This is a genomic window from Nonomuraea sp. NPDC050547, assembly GCF_044457345.1.
In the GTDB taxonomy this organism is placed as follows: Bacteria; Actinomycetota; Actinomycetes; order Streptosporangiales; family Streptosporangiaceae; genus Nonomuraea.
In genome coordinates, this window is record NZ_JBITGW010000049.1 from 1 (window position 1) to 1,832 (window position 1,832).

Below are 1,832 nucleotides of genomic sequence, written 5' to 3' on the forward strand. Positions count from 1 at the left end.
GATCCTCGGTCCGTTTCCTCAGGACCCAACAGTGTGTCCGAACCCTCGCAACCCCTGGCTCCGTCGTTCCCACTCCCTCCGCAGGGGAGGGCGGTACTTGCCGGGCAGCGGTCACGCTGATCCGAGTAGCCAGTGCTCCACTAGTGAGCTGTCCACGCCACCACACGTGCGGTGGTGAAGCGATGGAAGATGCTCCTTAGAAAGGAGGTGATCCAGCCGCACCTTCCGGTACGGCTACCTTGTTACGACTTCGTCCCAATCGCCAGCCCCACCTTCGACCGCTCCCCCCACACGAGGTGGTTGGGCCACGGGCTTCGGGTGTTGCCGACTTTCGTGACGTGACGGGCGGTGTGTACAAGGCCCGGGAACGTATTCACCGCAGCGTTGCTGATCTGCGATTACTAGCGACTCCGACTTCATGGGGTCGAGTTGCAGACCCCAATCCGAACTGAGACCGGCTTTTAGGGATTCGCTCCACCTTGCGGTTTAGCAGCCCTCTGTACCGGCCATTGTAGCATGTTTGCAGCCCAAGACATAAGGGGCATGATGACTTGACGTCATCCCCACCTTCCTCCGAGTTGACCCCGGCAGTCCCCCATGAGTCCCCACCACCTCCGAAGAGGCGTGCTGGCAACATGGAGCAAGGGTTGCGCTCGTTGCGGGACTTAACCCAACATCTCACGACACGAGCTGACGACAGCCATGCACCACCTGTCACCCGATCCGAAGAGGGCCACATCTCTGCAGCTTTCCGGGCGATGTCAAGCCTTGGTAAGGTTCTTCGCGTTGCGTCGAATTAAGCAACATGCTCCGCCGCTTGTGCGGGCCCCCGTCAATTCCTTTGAGTTTTAGCCTTGCGGCCGTACTCCCCAGGCGGGGCGCTTAATGCGTTAGCTCCGGCACGGAGATCGTGGAAGATCCCCACACCTAGCGCCCAACGTTTACAGCGTGGACTACCAGGGTATCTAATCCTGTTCGCTCCCCACGCTTTCGCTCCTCAGCGTCAGGTAAGGCCCAGCAAGCCGCCTTCGCCACCGGTGTTCCTCCTGATATCTGCGCATTTCACCGCTACACCAGGAATTCCACTTGCCCCTACCTACCTCTAGCCGGCCCGTATCCACCGCAGACCCGCAGTTAAGCTGCGGGCTTTCACGGCAGACGCGACCAGCCACCTACGAGCTCTTTACGCCCAATAATTCCGGACAACGCTTGCGCCCTACGTATTACCGCGGCTGCTGGCACGTAGTTAGCCGGCGCTTCTTCTGCAGGTACACGTCAACTTCGTCCCTGCTGAAAGAGGTTTACAACCCGAAGGCCGTCATCCCCCACGCGGCGTCGCTGCGTCAGGCTTTCGCCCATTGCGCAATATTCCCCACTGCTGCCTCCCGTAGGAGTCTGGGCCGTGTCTCAGTCCCAGTGTGGCCGGTCGCCCTCTCAGGCCGGCTACCCGTCGTCGCCTTGGTAGGCCACTACCCCACCAACAAGCTGATAGGCCGCGAGCCCATCCCCAACCGAAAAAACTTTCCACCACCACCCGATGCCGGGGGCGGTCGTATCCGGTATTAGACCCAGTTTCCCGGGCTTATCCCAGAGTCAGGGGCAGGTTGCTCACGTGTTACTCACCCGTTCGCCGCTCGAGTACCCCGAAGGGCCTTTCCGCTCGACTTGCATGTGTTAAGCACGCCGCCAGCGTTCGTCCTGAGCCAGGATCAAACTCTCCATAAGATGTTTGAAACTAGCAAAAACTCATCATATTCCAGACGAGGTGTTGCATGAAATACTTCATGCACTGGCTTTTAACACACTGTTGAGTTCTCAAGAAACGGACGCGT

General features: G+C 59.3%; 1 rRNA gene. It reads right to left on the reverse strand.

The features are described from left to right. Positions 1-200 precede the first annotated feature (200 nt). Positions 201-1,725: ribosomal RNA gene (locus ACIBHY_RS54710) — 16S ribosomal RNA — on the reverse strand. Positions 1,726-1,832 lie beyond the last annotated feature (107 nt).